Here is a 17,048-nt window from a genome sequence, read left to right as displayed (position 1 = left end):
ACGAAGGATCTATCAGCTATGCATGACCGATAGAAAAGTTCGCCAATAGATCCTTCGTACCTCAGGATGACAGTAGTTTATTTTTGGATGTCATTTCTCCTTCAGAATCCGCGGATTTTATAACTCAGCATGACAGTCTTTTATTTTAGTATGACACTCACTACTCAAACTACGTCTGTATCACCCCCACATTAAACGCCTTCTCAATCGGCGCGTGGTTAGCCGCCTCTATCCCCATGGATATTACCTTACGGGTTTCCAATGGGTCGATAATGCCATCAACCCAAAGTCTTGCGGCGGCGTAGTACGGCGTAGTTTGGCTGTTATACCTGTCAGTGGTTTGTTTTAACAGTTCCTGCTCCTTCACCTCATCTACCAGCTCCCCTTTTGCTTTTAGCCCTGCCGATTGCATTTGCACCAGTACTTTAGCTGCCTGCGCACCGCCCATAACGGCTATTTTTGCCGATGGCCAGGCGTATATCAGCCTTGGATCATAGGCCTTGCCGCACATGGCATAGTTACCCGCGCCGTAGGAGTTGCCTATAACTATGGTAAACTTGGGCACTACCGAATTGGCTACCGCATTTACCATTTTGGCGCCATCTTTTATAATGCCTCCCTGCTCACTGCGGCTGCCTACCATAAAACCGGTAACATCCTGCAAAAACACCAACGGAATTTTCTTTTGGTTACAGTTCATAATAAAGCGGGTTGCCTTGTCGGCCGAGTCGGAATAGATGACGCCGCCAAATTGCATTTCCCCTTTTTTTGATTTGATCACCTTGCGCTGGTTAGCCACAATGCCTACTGCCCAGCCATCAACCCGGCCCAGACCGCAAATGATAGATTGGCCATAACCTTCCTTATATTCTTCAAAAGCCGAATCGTCCAGTAACCGTAATATGATCTCGCGCATGTCGTAAGCTTTCTCACGGTTATCGGGCAAAATGCCATAAATATCCTTGGGATCTAATTTGGGGGCAACCGGCTTTATCCTGTCGAACCCGGCTTTGTTATAATCGCCCACCATGCTCATGATGTTGCGGATAGAATCGAGGCAAGCCTGGTCGTTGGGTTGTTTATAATCGGTAACGCCCGAAATTTCGCAATGCGTGGTTGCGCCGCCCAGCGTTTCGTTATCCACATCCTCGCCAATGGCCGATTTTACCAGGTATGATCCCGCCAGGAAAACCGAACCAGTACCCTCTACAATCATGGCCTCATCGCTCATGATAGGTAAATAAGCCCCGCCGGCTACACATGAACCCATGATGGCCGAAATTTGGACGATGCCCATACTGCTCATCATGGCATTGTTCCTGAAAATGCGGCCAAAGTGTTCCTTATCCGGGAATATCTCATCCTGCAAAGGCAAATAAACCCCTGCCGAATCTACCAGGTAAATAATAGGCAGCCGGTTTTCCATGGCTATTTCCTGGGCGCGTAAATTCTTCTTGGCAGTAATCGGGAACCAGGCGCCGGCCTTAACCGTGGCATCATTGGCTACAATTACGCATTGCCTGCCCGATACATAGCCAATGCCGCAAATAACCCCACCCGATGGGCAGCCGCCATGTTCGGCATACATACCATCGGCCGTAAAAGCGCCAACCTCCAGCCAGGGTTTATCTTTATCTATCAAATAGGCCACCCGCTCGCGAGCCAGCATTTTGCCTTTTTCTTTTTGTTTCAAAGCAGCCTTTTCGCCGCCACCCAGGTAAACTGTTTTTAACCGCGTTTTAAGCTCATAAACAAGCTGTTTGTTTATATCTTCATTTATATTGAAAGCAATATCCATAATTGGTTTTTATAGGGATGGTAATTTAGAGAAAATTACTTTGGCAAAGATAATTTTTAGTTTTCAATTGGTCATTGGGTCATTGGGTCATTGGGTCATTGGGTCATTGGGTCATTGGGTCATTGGGTCATTGGGTCATTGGGTCATTTAGCGGCAAGCTTGATTGGGTAGTCGTTGTTTTAAAAAATTTCAAATAATCCACCAATGACTAATAACAGCGCAGCGACAATGACCAATGACAAGCGAAGCGAAATGACTAATGACAGCGAAGCGAAATGACTAATGACAAGCGAAGCGACAATGACTAATGACAAGCGCAGCGAAATGACTAATGACAAACAGTAGCATTACGTTTAAAATAGCGTAAAAACACGTATGCTTGTTTAGCCGGAACCATATAGCTTTACTTATCGTTCACTTAGCTCTCACCTATCATGACACAGAAAACTCAATGCTACGGTTGGAAACCCGACCTGCCAGACCACCGCGATTTAAGATATGCCATTGTTCGGCCCGAAGCTTTAGCAAAGCCGTTGCCGCCAATGGTAGACCTGCGCCTGCAGTGCCCCCCTGTTTATGATCAGGGGCAGTTGGGGTCGTGCACAGCCAATGCCATAGGCGGCGTTTTTCAGTTTGAGCTAATGAGGCAAAAGCTGCCGGTATTTAATCCATCGCGCCTGTTTATTTATTATAACGAACGTGTAATGGAAGGAACCGTAAACCAGGATAGTGGAGCCCAGCTGCGCGACGGCATAAAATCTGTAGTCGCCCTTGGTGTTTGCGACGAAAAACTTTGGCCATATAATATCAAAAAATTCGCCAAAAAGCCAACAAAAACGTCATTTACAAAGGCTAAAAAAAACCAGGCCCTGCAATACACCCGCTTAAACAACATGAACATGAGCGAGTTAAAATCGTGCCTTGCTACCGGCAACCCTTTTGTTTTTGGCTTCACCGTGTACCAAAACTTTGAAAGTGCTGCGGTTGCCCAAACAGGCATACTTAATATGCCGGCAAAAACCGAAAGTGTTTTGGGTGGCCATGCAGTTATGGCCGCCGGTTACGACGATAGCAAAAAAGCCTTCATTATCCGCAACAGTTGGGGCCCAACGTGGGGACAAAAGGGCTATTTTTTTATGCCTTATGAATACATTACCAGTACCGATCTTGCAGATGACTTTTGGACAATAACACAAGTGGAAGGATAATTTTTGAGGCGCAGATTGTAATATTAAAAACCAGGAACTAATTTTAGCCTGGAATGCCCGAATTGGCCAATAGCCAAAAATTATTTTCTATTTTGAACAGTGAAGCTGAAAAAAGCATGGCATTGATTGAAACGTTGAATTTCATTTTTAAGATGCTCATCCAGGAAATCTATTTAAAAAGCTTTTTTAAATCGGTACTGTTTAGATTGTCATTGGGTGCAAAATGTTTACCTCCGGCATAATTCATCAAGCTATATCTGAGTTGCCGGGCCACCGGCCGGTCAGCCAGGTTATGTTGTATATCCATTGAGCAAATGATAAGTTTTCCACCATCCACTTTAAACTCTAATATATTCGCCATATTCCTGTTTTTGAAAAAATTATCTATCACCCGCACTATAGGATGGGGCTGAAACGGGAGCATATCTGTAATCATCGTTTTTGAACTGGTTGCAAGGTCCCACCACTGCCAATCGCTGTGATAATCTGTAGGAAAATCGGCAAGGGATGGATGGGCCGGGTTAATCAGCAGCCCCATAGTACCTGGCTGATCCGGAAAATGAACAGGGCTCCAGAAAACCGGTGCAAAGCGGCCGTTAACACCATTTATTTGTGCCGTATCCGGGTTCAGGACAACGTTTGCCCCTTTTTTTAACCAACTCAAAGCACTATCTGCTGACGTTGTAAAGATCACGTTCTTTGGCACTTTCGGTATGGTTGATGGGTAAACCCATATCTTCCAGTGATTACTGATAGGAGAATGAGCAAGACTCAGCGTTATATCCAGCTGCTGGGCATGGGTTATTGAATTAAGGTTGAAGCTGAACTTACCAACCTGATATCCGTTACCAACCGGGATTGACTTTTCACTCAACTTGCCGCTAAAGAGCACTTTTTTGTCGGTACCTGCTACTGACCAGGTAAGCTGATCCGTTATCGTTTTATCGGAAAAATTCGCCATTTCTGCCGAAGCTGAAAATATTTCATTATTGGTATAAGTGGCCTTTTCGAATCTAAGCAATGGAACAACAGGCCCGCAAAATCTACGAAACTCAGCCGGAGTGATAATTCCTTTACTATCCCAAAAGGCATTCAACAAACCTACCAGCGCAGTTCCCTGCCCCGGGAAGTCATGAAGGTCCAGTAGCTGAAAACCACCTACACCCGGTGTTTTAAGCGCCCGTTCAATTTCTTCTTTGTAAAGATTTTGGGCCAACATGCCACTTGCCTTCAAATAAGGACCTGCGAGATTAAGCATGCCTTTATTCCGGAGATCATTCCTGATAGCCTTAAAATTCATGGGTTCCAGTACACCTTTATATTTAGAAATTTCATCCAGGTCAGGATAAACAGAATATTGACCAACTTCATGGATTACCAGCGGCACAGGAATTCCTTTTACAGCTTTGCTGTAATCCGTTTTAAAGTCCGGAACGTTTGTATTGAAAATCCCCTGCCCCCGCACCCAGCCTTTGTCGGTATATTGGGTGATAAAATAGTCGTCTGCCGGCTCCGGATACTTACCATGTCCGTTTTGAAAGCTGAAAGTAGTTGTCGCATAAAGACGCCTGTTATCCTTAGCTTTTAATTCCTTTACCAAATTCTGCAGCCAGTTAAAATCGCCTTCAAGCTCATTACCCATACTCCAGAAACAAAACGAGGGGTGGTTACCATAATTTTGTATTATCCGGGCGGCTTCTTCTTTAAGGTAAGCTAAAGTTCCGGCATCTTTTCCAACTGTCAGGCTCCATAAAGGCAGCTCGACATGCAGGTAAAACCCAATTGAGTCGGCCACCTTAAAGGCCGCTTCAGGAGGACACCAGGAGTGAAACCGAATATGGTTGAGTCCATATTGTTTTGCGGTTTTAAACACCTTTAACCATCCTGCCGTGTTCATTGGGGGGTGGCCTTCCAGCGGAAAAATATTACATTCCAACGTTCCCCTTAAAAAAAGCCGCCTGCCGTTGATCCGGAATTCACCTTTTTCTGAAGATACATCGCGGAAACCAAATTGGTCTGTTTTGCTGGCGATGATCTTACCGAACCTATCACTCACATCTATTTTCAGTTGATAAAGCCGGGGATGGAATTCATCCCAGCTTCGCGCTTCCTTCATGTGAATGATGATCTTTTTGGTTCCTGCACTAATATCAGTGATCGTGCTATTACGTACGTCTTCAACAACGCGAGATCCTGAAATCACTCTTGCTCTGATAAAAAGCTTTTTATTTGTAACCCCGGGTACAAAATCAATATGTGCTTCTACCGTCCTGGTATTTAAGCCTGCAAATATCTGCACATTATCGATCGTTAAAGGAGGCCGTTCGGCGATTTCCATTTGTCCGATTACGCCATTCCAAATAATTTGTGTGCCATCGGTATAGGCATGGGCAAAGTCGTTGATGCTAATATCACGCTGCTTCCTGTTATCTACCCGCAAAGTAATTTGATGCACCCCCGCTTTAAGTTTGCCTAAATCAAAAAATTGCGGAGCAATAAGGCTCTCCTGGGTTCCAACCTGGCGGCCATCAATCCAGCAATCGGTTTTCCAAATCACGCGTTCCAGCATCAGGCGGGCTGCCATCATAGGACGCGGAATCGAAATAGTACGCTGGTACCAAACCGCGCCGATATACTCATGCTTTCTGGACAGGTGCATCATGACCGGCTTGTTAAGTTTCGATGTGTCGGCACGAACCGGTTTACCGATACCGGCGTCATCCAGTGTTCCTGGCAAAGTAATATTACCCGGCAAATTCAGGGAATACCACTTTTCCGGCATCCCCATGTCAAGAGAATCTAATTTAAAGTGCCATTTGCCATTTACAGGTATCTTTATGCCCTGTGAAAAAGCCGTTATACCAGAAAATAGTATAGAAAACAAAAACAATGTCTTTCTCATTTTAAAATTCATCCTGCATTATTATCGATAATACCTGTTAAAACCGTGGCTGAAAGCGCTTCAAAGATTGGCTTCTTGGTAGCGACAGTTAATTTCTGCAAGTTCCGGGATGCGCTTGTTGTAAAAATATCAATATTTGTATTAGCAGGCTTAATGGCGTTAGTGCCAGGTGTGTATCTTTTGTTGCTACCTCTTGTAACGATAGCGGCAATAACAAACTGTTTGGTTTCGGGGTTTTGGCAAGCAGAAATCATTTAAGAGCCTTAAGTATATTTTTTGTTGACTAATGATTGGTTTTGTAATTTTCGGCAATAAAACAACCTGGTAAAATGGACACAATCAGGTTTTATATGGACGATATTATTATCACATTGCTATTACTTCCAAATCATATTTTTAATTTTTAGGTTTACCAATAAGTGCAAAAACTTATTCAATTGCCTATTGTGCTTCTTTAAAAAGACAGCTGTAATAACCGGCATAAATTAATATGAATTATAAAAAAGAAGGATTTGACGGGCAAAAGGCCATAGTTATTCCCAGGTCTGTCTTAAACAAGTTCTGCCTATCTAATGATATTATTAAAGGAGCCTATATCACAGACATTGGCTATTATCCCAAAGCGAAATTTCATCTGCGTAAACGCGCACAAGGGGCAGAACAAAATATTCTCATTTATTGCGTAGAAGGAAACGGAGTAGTAACCATAAAATCTGTAAGGCATACAATAGTCCCGGGAGACTTTATTATTATTCCGCATGGCATCCCGCATTCGTATGAAACCAATGAAAAAAATCCCTGGACCATTTATTGGTGCCATTTTAAGGGAGACCAGGCAGACGCATTGGTTAAATGGCTCTATGTAAAAAGAGAGAGCTATAAATATTGCGTTGAATTTGTTGAAGAGCGCATTACACTTTTTGAACAACTTTACACTTATTTTGAACAGGGCTACAATGTGGAGAACTTAACCTACATCAATTTGCTGCTACTGCAATTTTTGAGTTCGTTTATTTATAGCGACAAATACAAAACAAAGCTGTCAGAAAAAAACACTGATATGCTTGAAAAATCTATTTTTTTTATGCAGAATAACCTCGATAAATCATTGACATTATCTGAATTAGCGGCATCGGTAAATTTGTCTAACAGCCATTATTCCGCTATTTTCCGAAAAAAGACCGGGTTTGCCCCTATTGAATACTTTAACCACCTGAAAATTCAAAAGGCCTGCCAGTATTTACAGTTTACCAAATTAAGGATTCGGGAAATAGCCTTTAAAATTGGCATAGAAGACCCTTTTTATTTCTCGAGGTTGTTTACAAAAACTATGGGGTATGGCCCCAAAGAGTATCGCGAAACAAGATATCCGGTAAAGCAATAAGCAAGGAATATCATAAAATTGTTCCTTTTTCAGCTTCGGCATTCAATAACGAACTTAAATTGAAAGGCTCCGTTGTTTCAACCGTTAAATATTGTCATCTTCAGATCATAAAGAATCAAAAGGCGATGTAAGTTATATAAAATAAACTTTTTAGTATATTTTTGTGCTGTCAATTTAAATAAGATGCTTACAAAGGCAGAAAGAACAAAACAATTTATCCTGGAAACAGCGGCCCCTATTTTTAATCAAAAAGGGATATCCGGCGCTAATATAGACGACGTACTGGCTGCTGCCAAATTGACTAAAGGATGTCTTTACGGCCATTTTGAAAGCAAGGAAGACCTGGCCCTGCAAGTTGTTGATTTCATGCTGAATACTAACGGTGAAAAAATGCTGCTAACCATTAGCCAGGGCAAAACAGCAAAGGCAAAAGTGTTTGCGTTTCTTGACTTTTATAAAGATCCGTTGAATACTTACTTGAAAGGCGGCTGCCCTGTATTTAATATAGCGGTGGAATCTGATGATAATTTTCCGGCCATTAAGGAAAAAATAGCAGGTGTCATCCGGCGCGGGCAGGAACTATTTGTTAGTGTTTTAAATCAGGGCATTAAGGATGGAGAGTTTTCTGACCAGCTTGACCCAGCCGTTTATGCTTTCAAAGCGTTTGCTGCTGTTGAAGGAGCCGTTGTTATGTGCAAGGCGATGAATACCGCAAAACCAATGGCAAGTTTGCTCAAAAGCCTGAAAGCCGAATTGGAGAGTTACGCGAGATAATTTTTTTTTATATAAAATATACTAAAAAGTCTTTTTTTAAACTAACACCATGTAAGGGTCAAGCGTAACATCTTACAATAATTAATAAATACAATAGATAAAAGCCGAAACAAAATATACTAAAAAGTCTAAAATAAAAATCATGAAATTAAAAGGAAAAACAGTTTTAGTCACAGGTGCCTCATCGGGCATCGGGCTGCTTGTCGCCAGCAAGCTACACGAAAATGGCTACCAGGTAATCGGTACAAGCCGTGATCCCAAAAAACACCAGGCAAAATTACCATTTAAGTTACTGCCATTGGACCTGAATGATGACCATTCTATAGCATCTTTTGGCGGGCAACTGTTCAGCCAGATTAAAACTTTAGATGTGCTGATTAACAACGCAGGTTTCTTAGTAAACGGACTTGCCGAAGAAACTCCTATTGAGTTAGGCAGGCAGCAGTTTGAAACCAACTTTTGGGGCACCATCAAATTAACTAACGAGTTACTGCCTTACTTCAGGAAGCAAAAACATGGAAAAATAATCACGCTTGGTTCCCTGCTGGGCTTGGTGAGTCTTCCAAATGCGGCCTACTACGCGGCCTCTAAACATGCACTCGAAGGTTATTTCAAAGCCCTTCGGTTTGAATTGAATCAGTTTAACATCAAAGTGGTTATGGTTGAGCCGATGAGTTTTAAAACCAGTATCGGCGAAAGTGGAACTGTTGCAACAGGAACGATCTCAGACTATGATCCGTTCCGCCAAAAGGTAACCGCGTATACCAAAGATACATTGGATAAGGCACCCGAACCTACGCCCGTCATCGATACCTTATTGCAAACGGTGAAGGAAAAAAACCCAAGGTTTAGTTACCCAGTCGGCAAAGGATCATCAATCATACTCCTGCTTCAACATTTTGCCTATAAGTTTTTCGAGAAATCCATTCTGAAATCGATTAACGCTTCAAAATAGAAACAACAAAAGAAATAAAATCATGCAATTAAAAGGAAAAACGGTATTGATCACCGGTGGTGCATCAGGTATCGGGCTGGAAGCAGCAAAACAATTTTTAACCAATGGCGCCAGTGTGATCATCACCGGCAGAAACCAAGGGAAATTAGATGAAGCCAGGAAGTTGTATCCGGCAATTACAGCTATCAGAAGCGATGTATCAGACGCGGGCGATGCGCAAAAGCTTTTAAAACAGGTACAGCAACTGGGCGGGATAGATATTTTATACAATAACGCAGGGGTGTTAACTGACCCGATCAACCTCGGTACAGCAAACGATCAGCATTTTGAGGATGCGGCATATGAAATGAACGTCAATTACCTGGGCGTGATCCGGCTTAACAACTTGTTTATCGATATGCTTAAATCAAGAAAAGAGAGCGCGATCATCAACACCACATCACTATTGAGTTATGTTCCGTCATTGCTGGAAGCCACCTACGCTGCATCCAAAGTAGCTTTGCAGTTTTACACCAAAGCGCTTAGAAAGCACCTGCAAATTATAAACAGCAGCGTAAAGGTTTTTGAACTTTTACCTCCACTTGTTGCCACAGAAATGACAACTGATATGAACGGCAAAAAAATGACCACGGCGGATATGGTGAAAGCCTTTATTGCAGGCCTTCAGAAGGATCAGCTTACTATCCGTATAGGCGATACCAAAGTAGTGTATATACTGAACCGGCTTTTTCCGAAACTGACTTTTAATTTGGCTAATCCTAAGAAAAGCTATCAAGTAATAGCCTCATAAAACCACTTAACCACAAAAAATAAAAATGAAAGCAATAATTTTAAATGAAGCAGGCAACGTTGATAATCTAAAATATATAGACATGCCAAAGCCAGTAATTAAAAATAATGAAGTGTTGGTAAAAACAATTTCATTAAGCATTAATCCTGTCGACTATAAAGCAAGGTCAAATAGTGGTGCATTATCCTGGCTTTTTGGAGAAGAACGACCTGTTATTTTAGGTTGGGATTTGTCGGGAATAATAGTTGAAATTGGAGAAAACGTGACGGATTTCAAAATCGGTGATGCTGTTTTTGGAATGGCAAATTTCCCCGGAAAAGGAAATGTTTATGCAGAATTTGTAGCAGTTCCATCAGCACATTTAACCTTAAAGCCCGCAAATATTTCATATCAGGAAGCGGCATCGGCTACCCTTGCCGCGCTTACGGCCTGGCAAACTTTAGTAAAAAAAGGAAACATCAAAAAAGGGGACAAAGTATTAATTCACGGCGCTTCTGGCGGTGTAGGGCACTATGCTACACAAATAGCCAAACATTTTGGAGCTTATGTATATGGCACTTCATCAGCAAAAAACAAGGAGTTTGTTTTACAAAATGGGGCAGATAAACACATAGATTACGTTACAGAAAATTTTTCAGATATAGTTTCTGGCGTTGATTTTGTGTTAAATACAGTTACAGGAGGTGATATTACTTCCAGGTCAATTGATGTAACAAAAACGGGTGGAATGATTGTTACAATTACCGGGAACGTTGCTAATGAAGATAATGATAAAGCAAAACAAAAAGGAGTGGATTTATCATTTGTACTTGTATCATCATCAGGAGATGATATGTTGCAAATTGCACAGTTAATGGAAAAAGGCATATTGAAATCGCATGTTTCTAAAACATTTTCTTTCGACGAGATGGGTGAAGCCCATTTGTATTTAGAAAAAGGCCGAACTGTTGGCAAAATTGCAGTAAATATTTAAGTATGCCTAACGCAGATCTAAATCATAAAAACCTTAAATAAAATTTTAATAATGAAAGCATTCGTTATAGACAGATATAAAAGCAAGGACGGCGGTCGAATCGGGCAAATACCTGTTCCGGAACTAAAACCAGATGAGGTATTGGTAGAGGTACACGCTGCCGGTATCAATCTCCTTGATTCGAAAATCCGCAACGGCGATTTTAAACTCATTTTGCCGTATAAAACACCGTTTGTTTTAGGCCATGATGTGGCAGGCGTTGTAACCAAAGTTGGAGCCCGTGTGCAACAATTTAAAGTTGGCGACGAGGTTTATTCGCGCCCGGCAGACCACCGGATTGGAACATTTGCAGAATTTATTGCAATTAAGGAAGCCGATGTTGCGCTTAAGCCGAAAAAGCTGAGTATGGAAGAGGCTGCATCCATTCCCCTGGTGGGCCTTACTGCCTGGCAGGCGCTAATTGAAAAAGGAAACCTTGAAAAAGGACAAAAAGTTTTCATCCAGGCGGGCTCGGGCGGTGTAGGCACATTTGCCATTCAGCTGGCGAAATACCTTGGCGCAGCTGTGGCCACCACTACAAGTGCAGCCAACATCGGGTTAGTTAAAGGCCTCGGCGCAGACGTGGCTATTGATTACAAAAAAGATGACTTTGAGAAAGTGCTGCATGGTTACGACCTGGTTTTAAATAGCCAGGACGGAAAGACGCTCGAAAAATCATTACGTGTGTTAAAACCAGGTGGGAAACTCATCTCGATATCCGGCCCACCTGATCCGGATTTTGCGAAAGAAATCGGAGTTCCCTGGTTCGTGAAGTTAATCACGCATCTTTTAAGCTTTGGAGTCAGAAAAAATGCAAAAAAGCTTAATGTGCACTTTTCTTTTCTATTCATGAAAGCAAACGGTTCTCAGTTAAAAGAAATTACCGCTCTTATAAACGCAGGTGCAATAGTTCCGGTGATAGATAAAGTCTTCCCGTTCGAATCAATTAAAGAAGCAATGACCTATGTGGAAAGCGGCCGTGCAAAAGGAAAAGTTGTAATAAAAGTTAAATAGTCTAATTTTTACGATTAAAAAAAATAAGATAACCGATGTCTTAATTGTGCTATGTGTTATTACCTTATTCTTATTAAAGAGTTGATTTAACATTCGGCATCGCCGAAACGCTAACTAATGATACACACAAGGCAAAAGCAACAAAGCTTTACTGATATTTCAGTAAAGCCTTATTGCTTTAAATCCAGATCTTATAAAATTAATATCGCGAAACTTCACTTAAGGCTTAAAGTACTTTATATACCTGCCCGGTTTGTGCGCCGAGCACGCTTTTTACATACGCCATTGCTACACGGTGCATAGATACCGGGATGTGGCCCGGGAAGAACGGAAAATACTCAGGCGATTCCTCCACAACATCCGGCCCAACAACGTTTATCCTTATGCCGTTATCCAGTTCAATTGCCGCGGCTTTTACAAATGAATCTAACGCGCCATTGATGGCACTTACCGCTGCGCCCAACACAATAGGATCTCCGCTCAAGCTGCCCGAAGTTAACGTAAATGACCCTTTGGCATTGATATAATGCTGCCCGATAAGCACAAGGTTAACCTGCCCCATTAGTTTGCTGTTAATACCCACCCTGAAATCGGTATCTGTCATGGCTTTCAGCGGACCAAAGTGACCGTCGCCTGCAGCGCTGATAAGGGCATCGAATGGGCCAATTTTTTCAAAAAGGTCTTTGATCGATGCCGGGTTTGTTATGTCCACCTGGTAATCACCGCTTTTTGATCCCACTTTTATGATTTCATTGCCAGTTTCCAATGCTTTTACTACGTGTTTCCCGATGGTGCCGGTGGCGCCGATAATGATAATTTTCATAGTTTGTTTTCTTTTTTATTTTGACGAAATTAGACCAATACTTTACTTTTGTCAAGTAGTTACCTTTTTGTCAACTAATGACAAAAAAGTTATAATTGGGCTTATTATCTGTAATGGAAGAAAAAATAATTCAAAAATATCACAGCGCCGACGAGTGCCCTATTACCGCTACTATTGATGTAGTAGGCGGTAAGTGGAAACCGCCCATTATCTGGTTGCTGCTGAAAGGCCCCATGCGTTTTGGAGAATTGCACAAAACCATCCCCACTATGGCGCTAAAAGTATTATCGCGTACGTTGAAGGAACTGGAAGTAGATGGAATTGTCATCCGTAAAGCCTATCCCGAAATACCTCCAAGGGTTGAATACTCGCTAAGCCAAAAGGGCGAGTCCCTGCGACAAATCATGACACTTATGTCTGACTGGAGCCGTAAATTTATCATGACTGAGGTTTATGAGCAATAATCAGGCGCTAAACCACCGGGCCGCAACTGTTGATTTTGTTGTTTAATTCCCGCCGCAACACTAATGCCTTACCGCCCATGCCAGGCCGTCGGCACCCCGGATATCAATATGACCGGTCACTTCCAGCGTTTTAAGGTCGACCACTGCCACATAATTGTCGCCCGTACAACCGATAAAAACCCGGGATCCGTCATCGTCTACCAGGATGCCGGCTGCTCCATGGCCGGTACTGATGCGTTTCAGTTCCCGGCGCGACGCCACATCATAAATGAACAGATCACCGGTCTTGAGGCTTGTAATTAATACCCGCTTGCCATCCGGTGTAAACTTGAGCCGGTTGGCGCCAACCGCCTTTGCGTCGATGTTGCCTGTTATCTTTTTAGCGGCGACATCAATGATAGAAATAGTCCCGTCGTCGGCACCGGCAGTCCACAATTGGCTGCCATCGGGAGATACATCAAACCCTTCAGACCCTTTAGCCACGGGAATAACCGTTTGTACCCAATCCTTATGTGCCGGCGGAGCGAACCCTGTTGGAGATGTAACAGGTTTGAGCAGGCTATCCACTAAAATACTTACTGTTGCTGCAGATACATTTGTGGTGTAAACCTTTTTTCCGTTGCCGGTTACATAAATCATATGTGTACGGTTCTGCCCTGTTCCCATTGCCCAATCTAATTTGGCAGTGACCGGGTCATACCGGCCAACGGCCTTTGCTCCTTCCGCCGTAAACCATACCTTGCCGTCGGCAAAGGTTAATCCGTGTGGACCTATTAGTGGCCTGGTGTCAATAGCAGGTAAGGGCTTTTGCGTTACCAGGTCGACAACACTAAGCTCATTCAGGCTGCCACCGCCGTAAATTGAAACATAAGCAGTTTTTCCATCAGCCGATGCAATAACTTCATGAGGATCGGCGCCAACGGGTACACGTGCGATAACCTTCAATGTAGCAGGGTCAATAATTGCAAGAATATGATCTGTTTTTGAAAGCGCAAGCAGCGAACGCTGTGGTATGCCCTGCGCGGCGCACCCTGTTGCCACAAAAATTAACAGTGTGCATAAAAAGCTTACAACTACTATTCTGGCAGGGTTAAATTTGATTGCTTTAATAATTGGGATGTACGTGGACCTGTTCATACGACGATGGATTTAAGAAACTGTACATTTGGTTACCTGGTATCAAGGTTGATCATTCGAATGATCTTTCTCAAAACAAATATACTGAACCCGGCCAGCTTTTGGATGCGCTGCAAATGAATCTACGACGAGTCGTTGTCTGTTTACACAACAAAGCCTCCCTGGTTGCTACCCATGACAAGTTAAAAACAGAAGTCATCCCGTCCGTTAGCTAACGGATCGGGATCCCACAGGACAGGTGACCCGCATGAAGTACACTTAGCATGTGGGATGCCGATCCGTTAGCTAACGGACGCCACGACATCGGGATTAAATCGTTGTTATTTCACCTTCAGAATCCGCGAATTTCCCAACTCAGGAAGGCTTTGTCGTTCGTCAATATCCTTATTTAGCTGGAGTTATTATAATATTCCTATAGTCAATAGGTCCATGATCTCCCTGGATCAATATCGGGCCTGGTTCGCCTTCCTGGCTGTTTATAGCGCCACCGGTTATACCAGGGATTACCTGGTCGCATATTACTGTTTTCCCATTGGCCACAATAGTTACCATTCTGCCAACCAGCGTAACATCATATGATTGCCAATCACCGGGGTTTTTCGCCATCATTTTATTCGGTGGCAGGAAACCATAAATTGAGCTGAACTGGTTGTTGATAGGCTCAGGGTCGCCGCTTTTAGTATCAATCACCTGCAATTCATACCTGCCCCTCAGGTAAACACCACTGTTGCTTCCCTGTGGATACCTGAATTCAATATGGAGTTTAAAATCGGTAAAAGTTTTATCAGTTATCAGGTTAGCTCCCGAATGCGGGCTTCTCAAAATACCACCCTCAGCTATCCATTGATTCTTGCCATCTGTGTGCCAGCCCTTAACATTTTTTCCATTAAATAATTTCACGGGCGTACCCCATACCGTTTTTTTAGCCCTGATAAGCAATGGGGCACGAACGCCGGTAAATTCATAACTAACACCGTCGGTATATACCATGGAACCTTTTAGTTTATCGCCGCTAACTTCAAACTGAAAATCCATGTTTCGGGTTCCCTCTTCCCATTGCGGAGGAATAGAAAAGCTGTATTTACCATTATCTGGTTTAACTTCCGAAATAGGACGCGCGCTTCCAAAAGCATACACAAACCTACCGATCAGTGTATGGGTACCTGATTTCTGTACTTCCAGCCAGGATGGCAAACTTTTCCCTCCTTTAGTAATAGTAATATCCCACCTGCCTATTACATCCGGATCTTTCGTCGGTTCTGTTTCACCTGCTGATACTTTAAATGCCGAAAAAACAAATACCAACAGGATAATTTGCACCTGAAAAAAATGGTAAATTAACTTAGTGCCTAACATTGTAACGTTTTTCATATTTTACTTTTTCTATATAGGTTTAAAATTTTCGCATACCTGCAATGATGGTTGAAAGTTAGTTTTTATTTTTATTTTTCTAAATTATTTGATTGATACTATTATAAATGTAACATCCTGGTAAACAAAAAAGCCTGAATGAAAACTAAAATTTCCATTCAGGCATCCTGTTTTTAGCAAACAGATTATTGTGTTACCTGCGGCTTATATTTATTTATCGGCCACACATCGAAAGCCCAGGTGCTCCATCCCGCTATCTTCGGTGCTTTTCATCCGGCGGGCAACGCGGTAACCTGAACAATAACTATCATTACACAGGAACGAGCCGCCCCTTATTACTCTTTTAATAGCATAAGGTTCGTCCGGGTCAAAACTTTTTACGGCTCCGGCCGGGTTTTTAACTCCCCCCAGCTTATTGATGGTTTTGTAATAGTCGTTGTTATAGTAGTCGGCACACCACTCCCAAACATTACCCGCCATATCATATAACCCATAACCATTAGGCGCAAAGCTGGATACAGGAGCCACGTTATAAAACTTGTCCTTAACGGTGTTATTGTCGGGAAAGTGGCCTTGCCATGTATTGGCTTTTGCTTTACCGGCATCAACAGGTTCGTTACCCCAGGGATAAACCTTGTTTTGTAAACCGCCACGGGCTGCCCACTCCCACTCCGCTTCGGTAGGTAAACGTTTGCCTGCCCACTTGCAATAAGCAACGGCATCGTACCAGGAAATGTGTACCACAGGATAATTATCTTTCCCCTTTATATTGCTTTTGGGGCCATGTGGGTGTTTCCAATTTGCCCCAGTCTTCCAAACCCACCACTGGCTGTAATCATTAAGATCTACCGCATGGTTTGGCGCGCTAAACACCAATGATGCCGCTACCAGCAGGCTATCGGCCGGCTTTGGGGTTCCGGGAGGCAATTGCTTTTTCAATTCGTTCCAATCGGGCTTTTTCTCGGCAGTGGTAACGTAATGAGTGGCGTTTACAAAAACGCTAAACTGGGCATTGGTAACTTCTGTTACATCTATCCAGAAACCATTTACGCTTACCTGGTGTTTTGGGTATTCGTCGGGCGATGCCTGTTTATTATCGCCGCCCATTTGAAATGTGCCTGCCTTAATAAAAACCATACCTTCGTGATTGGGCCCCACACCAGGTTTATCCAACAATGCGGCCTGGCGCCCGGCCAGCGACGGAAAACGAGCCGGAATATTTGACTCGCAACAAATAGCTTTCTTTTTGGCCGGCAATACTGGTTTTACAATAACGCTTGCTGCAACCGGTTTTGGTTTGCAGGATGGCGCCGACAAGCCAATTCCTAAAATTATTAAGCGTAGCGTAACGCTATATATTTGCCTGGTTTTCATTTTTAATTCATTATTCCATGATAAAGTACCTCGCCAAAAAAC

At 42.9% G+C, this 17,048-nt stretch carries 15 protein-coding genes; 8 read left to right on the top strand and 7 right to left on the bottom strand.

The features are described 5' to 3' along the window. Positions 1 to 169: 169 nt before the first annotated feature. Positions 170 to 1,798 carry an acyl-CoA carboxylase subunit beta gene (locus tag AC1DXF_RS01475; protein ID WP_477445374.1) on the bottom strand — a complete coding sequence of 543 codons (1,629 nt, stop codon included), beginning with the start codon at positions 1,796 to 1,798 and terminating at the stop codon, positions 170 to 172. 434 nt (positions 1,799 to 2,232) lie between these two features. Between AC1DXF_RS01475 and AC1DXF_RS01470 the strand changes: the two genes are divergently transcribed. Next, complete coding sequence (locus AC1DXF_RS01470; protein ID WP_477445372.1) at positions 2,233 to 3,006, top strand: C1 family peptidase; 774 nt, start codon at positions 2,233 to 2,235, stop codon at positions 3,004 to 3,006. A gap of 169 nt (positions 3,007 to 3,175) precedes the next feature. Here AC1DXF_RS01470 and AC1DXF_RS01465 read toward each other — a convergent pair whose 3' ends face one another. Beyond that, positions 3,176 to 5,908 (bottom strand): sugar-binding domain-containing protein, encoded by a 2,733-nt coding sequence (locus tag AC1DXF_RS01465; protein WP_477445370.1) that lies wholly within the window; start codon positions 5,906 to 5,908, stop codon positions 3,176 to 3,178. Between the two features lie 8 nt (positions 5,909 to 5,916). Next, on the bottom strand, positions 5,917 to 6,162 hold the full coding sequence (locus AC1DXF_RS01460) for a hypothetical protein (protein WP_477445368.1): 246 nt from the start codon (positions 6,160 to 6,162) through the stop codon (positions 5,917 to 5,919). A 236-nt stretch (positions 6,163 to 6,398) separates the two neighbouring features. Between AC1DXF_RS01460 and AC1DXF_RS01455 the strand changes: the two genes are divergently transcribed. From AC1DXF_RS01455 to AC1DXF_RS01430, 6 genes are all read left to right on the top strand, one after another. Next, a complete protein-coding gene (locus AC1DXF_RS01455) occupies positions 6,399 to 7,292 on the top strand; it encodes an AraC family transcriptional regulator (protein ID WP_477445366.1) in 894 nt (297 codons plus the stop codon). A 183-nt stretch (positions 7,293 to 7,475) separates the two neighbouring features. Further along, positions 7,476 to 8,066 (top strand): TetR/AcrR family transcriptional regulator, encoded by a 591-nt coding sequence (locus AC1DXF_RS01450; protein ID WP_477445364.1) that lies wholly within the window; start codon positions 7,476 to 7,478, stop codon positions 8,064 to 8,066. A gap of 142 nt (positions 8,067 to 8,208) precedes the next feature. Continuing rightward, a complete protein-coding gene (locus AC1DXF_RS01445; RefSeq protein WP_477445362.1) occupies positions 8,209 to 9,021 on the top strand; it encodes an SDR family NAD(P)-dependent oxidoreductase in 813 nt (270 codons plus the stop codon). Between the two features lie 22 nt (positions 9,022 to 9,043). Beyond that, complete coding sequence (locus tag AC1DXF_RS01440; protein ID WP_477445360.1) at positions 9,044 to 9,811, top strand: SDR family oxidoreductase; 768 nt, start codon at positions 9,044 to 9,046, stop codon at positions 9,809 to 9,811. A gap of 25 nt (positions 9,812 to 9,836) precedes the next feature. After that, on the top strand, positions 9,837 to 10,784 hold the full coding sequence (locus tag AC1DXF_RS01435; protein ID WP_477445358.1) for an NADP-dependent oxidoreductase: 948 nt from the start codon (positions 9,837 to 9,839) through the stop codon (positions 10,782 to 10,784). A 51-nt stretch (positions 10,785 to 10,835) separates the two neighbouring features. Then, positions 10,836 to 11,837 (top strand): NADP-dependent oxidoreductase, encoded by a 1,002-nt coding sequence (locus AC1DXF_RS01430; RefSeq protein ID WP_477445356.1) that lies wholly within the window; start codon positions 10,836 to 10,838, stop codon positions 11,835 to 11,837. Between the two features lie 226 nt (positions 11,838 to 12,063). Here the strand turns inward: AC1DXF_RS01430 and AC1DXF_RS01425 are convergent, their stop codons facing one another. Next, on the bottom strand, positions 12,064 to 12,660 hold the full coding sequence (locus tag AC1DXF_RS01425) for a short chain dehydrogenase (RefSeq protein ID WP_477445354.1): 597 nt from the start codon (positions 12,658 to 12,660) through the stop codon (positions 12,064 to 12,066). 113 nt (positions 12,661 to 12,773) lie between these two features. On the opposite strand from AC1DXF_RS01425, the gene AC1DXF_RS01420 reads away from it, so the two are divergent. Further along, positions 12,774 to 13,124, top strand: coding sequence for a winged helix-turn-helix transcriptional regulator (locus AC1DXF_RS01420; protein WP_477445352.1), 351 nt, complete (start codon positions 12,774 to 12,776; stop codon positions 13,122 to 13,124). Between the two features lie 60 nt (positions 13,125 to 13,184). Here AC1DXF_RS01420 and AC1DXF_RS01415 read toward each other — a convergent pair whose 3' ends face one another. The 3 genes from AC1DXF_RS01415 to AC1DXF_RS01405 all read right to left on the bottom strand — a co-directional run bounded on the left by AC1DXF_RS01415 (position 13,185) and on the right by AC1DXF_RS01405 (position 17,006). Further along, positions 13,185 to 14,261, bottom strand: a complete 1,077-nt coding sequence (locus AC1DXF_RS01415; RefSeq protein WP_477445350.1) for a Vgb family protein — start codon at positions 14,259 to 14,261, stop codon at positions 13,185 to 13,187. Between the two features lie 384 nt (positions 14,262 to 14,645). Beyond that, positions 14,646 to 15,632 carry a 3-keto-disaccharide hydrolase gene (locus tag AC1DXF_RS01410; protein WP_477445349.1) on the bottom strand — a complete coding sequence of 329 codons (987 nt, stop codon included), beginning with the start codon at positions 15,630 to 15,632 and terminating at the stop codon, positions 14,646 to 14,648. A 210-nt stretch (positions 15,633 to 15,842) separates the two neighbouring features. Then, complete coding sequence (locus AC1DXF_RS01405; protein ID WP_477445347.1) at positions 15,843 to 17,006, bottom strand: formylglycine-generating enzyme family protein; 1,164 nt, start codon at positions 17,004 to 17,006, stop codon at positions 15,843 to 15,845. Positions 17,007 to 17,048 lie beyond the last annotated feature (42 nt).

The sequence above is a fragment of the Mucilaginibacter sp. P2_A5 genome (assembly GCF_056404995.1).
This window is presented reverse-complemented; position numbering and strand designations above follow the sequence as displayed.